At 63.6% G+C, this 3,309-nt stretch carries 3 protein-coding genes and 1 pseudogene; all 4 read left to right on the forward strand.

Features of this window, described 5'->3' with window-relative positions; genetic code table 11:
• A pseudogene (locus tag CTA01S_RS16770) lies at window positions 1-245 on the forward strand (methyl-accepting chemotaxis protein); the annotation flags it as partial.
• A gap of 33 nt (window positions 246-278) precedes the next feature.
• Window positions 279-1,850, forward strand: coding sequence for a methyl-accepting chemotaxis protein (locus tag CTA01S_RS16980; RefSeq protein WP_062196810.1), 1,572 nt, complete (start codon window positions 279-281; stop codon window positions 1,848-1,850).
• A 109-nt stretch (window positions 1,851-1,959) separates the two neighbouring features.
• Window positions 1,960-2,436 carry a chemotaxis protein CheW gene (locus CTA01S_RS15775; RefSeq protein WP_062196811.1) on the forward strand — a complete coding sequence of 159 codons (477 nt, stop codon included), beginning with the start codon at window positions 1,960-1,962 and terminating at the stop codon, window positions 2,434-2,436.
• A 17-nt stretch (window positions 2,437-2,453) separates the two neighbouring features.
• Window positions 2,454-3,309, forward strand: an 856-nt coding sequence (locus tag CTA01S_RS15780) for an MCP four helix bundle domain-containing protein (protein WP_157451405.1), incomplete at its 3' end; no start/stop codon positions are given.

A 3,309-nucleotide genomic window follows, 5' to 3' on the forward strand; every position in this document is an offset into this window, starting at 1 on the left:
AAATCGGGCAAGACGCTGCGCCCCCGCAACCCGCGGCGCCCACCACACCGGCCACGACGCACGCCGCCTCGCTGGCCCAAGCCGCCATCCGCAAAGCGGCCCAAAGCTCGCCCCCCGCGGCCGCAGGCCCACGCGAAGCGCCCAAGCGCCCCACCGTGACCGCCAGCCCCGCCCCCAGCACGCCCACCGCTCGCACCCCCCAGCCAGCGGCCACGGCTCCCGATGACGATTGGGAAACCTTTTGATCGATACCGCTGAGACTTGTCGAGGAGACCATGATGAATTTGCTGCGCACCATGGTGCACGCCCGGATCGCGACCCGCCTGGCTGCGGCCTTGGGTGTGCTGATGCTGCTGATGATCGGCGTCAGCAGCTATAGCGTGAAGAAACTCTATGACACCACCGCAGTGATCCAACGCCTCACCGAACGCGACGGCGCGCTGCTGCAACTGGTGACGGAGTGGAAGTCCCTGGTGGACATCAATGTGCTGCGCATCGTGACGCATTCCCGTTTGGGCACGGGCGATTTCCCGGATCAGCTCATGAAAGACTACACCGCCGACTCGAAGAAAATCGACGCCCTGCAACAGCGTTTTCGCGCGGCGATCGACGACCCCGGGCTGATTGCTCAATACGAGCAGATCGACAAGCTGCGCAAAGCCCTGCTGGCCTACGGCCCGAAGATCTTGGAGCTGCGCAACAGTGGCGACTACTACGCCCTGGAACAACTGTTGCAAGGCGACTTCGAGGACACTCGCAAAGCCTATATCGCCAGCATCGAAGCGCTGCAGCACGCAATCCAAGCCATGGCCCAACGCGCCTATGCCGACGCTCGGGCCGACAACCATGCAGCCGTGCTCGTCTCCGTCGGCCTGGTGCTGGCCAGTTTGGTGTTCGCGGCGGCCTTCGGTTGGCGTCTGAGCCGATCGATTTCCCGCCCCATCGCCTCGGTCGTGCGTCACGCCCATGCGATTGCCCAGGGCGACCTCTCCAACCCCGTGGAAGTCAATGCCGACGGGGAAGCTGGCGAACTGCAAGCCGCCCTGGCCCAGATGCAAGACTCCTTGCGTCGCATGGTGGCCCAAGTACAGCAAGCCACCGAGAACATCCGCACGGCCAGCGACGAAATCGCCACCGGAAATCAGGATCTGAGCAACCGCACCGAACAGGCCGCCTCCAGCCTGCAGCAAACCGCCTCATCGATGGAGCAGCTCACCGGCACGCTGGCCCAAAGCGCGCAGCATGCCACCCAGGCCAGCCAACTGGCGCGCGGTGCGGCCGAAGCCGCACAACGCGGCGGCCATGTCGTCTCGCAGGTCGTCTCTACGATGGAGGAGATCAACGCCAGCGCCAAGAAGATCGCCGACATCATCGGTGTCATCGACGGCATCGCCTTCCAAACCAACATTCTGGCGCTCAATGCCGCCGTGGAATCCGCCCGCGCGGGCGAGCACGGCCGCGGCTTCGCGGTGGTCGCCGGCGAGGTGCGCACCCTGGCTCAGCGTTCGGCCCAAGCCGCCAAGGAAATCAAGGCCCTGATCGGCAACTCCGTCGACAAGGTCGAAAACGGCGCCCGGCTGGTCCACGACGCCGGCGCCTCGATGCAAGACATCGTGGCTGCCGTGCAACGCGTCACCGACATGATCGGCGACATCTCGGCGTCCACCCGCGAGCAAAGCGACGGCGTGGGTCAGATCAACCAAGCGGTCGCGCATCTGGACCAAATGACGCAACAAAACGCCGCCTTGGTCGAGCAATCGGCCGCTGCGGCCGCAAGTCTGCGCGAGCAAGCCCAACGCTTGGCCGACCTGGCATCGCAGTTCCGCCTTGCCTCGGCCTGCGCGGTCTAGGTGCGACCCTCAAGTCAGCCACAAAGCCGCCGATAAGGTCGGAAAGTGCCGGGCGGCATGCCCGGCCTCCCCACCAACCGCCCCTCCCATCGAACGGAAAGAAGCCATCATGGGTGCCAAAGAAGCCTTCATCGACCAGTCAGCCCGACCCAGAGAGTATTTGACCTTCCGTCTGGGCAGCGAGGAATACGGCATCGACATTCTGCGCGTGCAGGAAATCCGCTCCTATGAAGCGCCGACCCGCATCGCCAATGCCCCAGCTCACATCAAGGGCGTGGTGAACCTGCGCGGCGTGATCGTTCCCATCGTCGATTTGCGGGTGCGTTTTGCCACGGCCAAGTGCGATTACAACGATTTCACGGTCGTGGTCGTGCTGCACGTGGCTGGCCGGGTGGTCGGCGCCGTGGTGGATGCGGTCAGCGACGTGTTGGAAATCGCCCCCGACAGCATCCGCCCCGCTCCCGAGATGAGCGCCGCGGTGGATGCCAGTTGCATCGTCGGGCTGGCCAATGTGGGTGAGCGCATGCTGATCCTGCTCGATATCGAAAAACTCATGGCCGATCCAGCCATGGGCCTGACCGACTGAGTCTCACGGAGCGTCCTATGCAGTTGATGAGCTTGATGCGTCGATTCACGATCCGCACGCGCATGATCGGCGCGATTGCCGTGGTGCTGTGCCTGCTGGCCGTCGTGGGCGGCGCTGGATTGTTCGGGATGTTTCGGATGCAGGCGACGAGCCAGGCCTTCATCGACCAAGCCTATGCCAAGGCATCGCTGGTGTCGGAGCTGCGCCACAGCTTGGCCTTACTGCGCCGCTACGAGAAGGACATGATCATCTTCTACGAGCAGCCGTCGCGAGTGTCGGAAACCCACGAACTGTGGAAGCAAGCCGCGGCCAAAATCAATGAACAAGTCCAGTCCCTCAAGGCACTGGCCAGCGCTCAAGACGCCGAGCTCTTGCAAGCCATTGGCAAGCATCTGGAAGACTATCAAACATCCTTCGCCCCGGTGGCGAATCAGCTTCTGGCCAGTGGCTACGACTCCGCCACCACGGCCGACAAGGTCATGTTCCGGGCCTATGCCGCGCTCAACGAGCTGGACAAAGCCTTTCAGACCTTGGTGCGCCAGCTCGATGAACAAGCCACCGCCGCCGAACAGGCGGCCCGCGAGGCGGCAAAGCTGACCATCGGCCTGTTTGCCTTGTCGGTCGCCGTGGCCATTTTGGTGGTCGTGCCGTTGACGCTGATCAACATGCAAAGCATTTGTCAGCCCATCGTCCAGGCACAAGACCTGGCTGCTGCCATCGCCTCCGGCGACCTGACCCGCGAGGTGCAAGTCCAAGGCAGCGACGAAGCCGCACAACTGCTTGCAGCCTTGCAGCGCATGCAGGCATCACTGCGACACATCGTCGGTCAGGTGCATCAATCGACGGAGTCGATCTCCACCGCATCGAGCGAGA

This window comes from Caldimonas taiwanensis NBRC 104434, from assembly GCF_001592165.1.
Lineage (GTDB): Bacteria > Pseudomonadota > Gammaproteobacteria > Burkholderiales > Burkholderiaceae_C > Caldimonas > Caldimonas manganoxidans.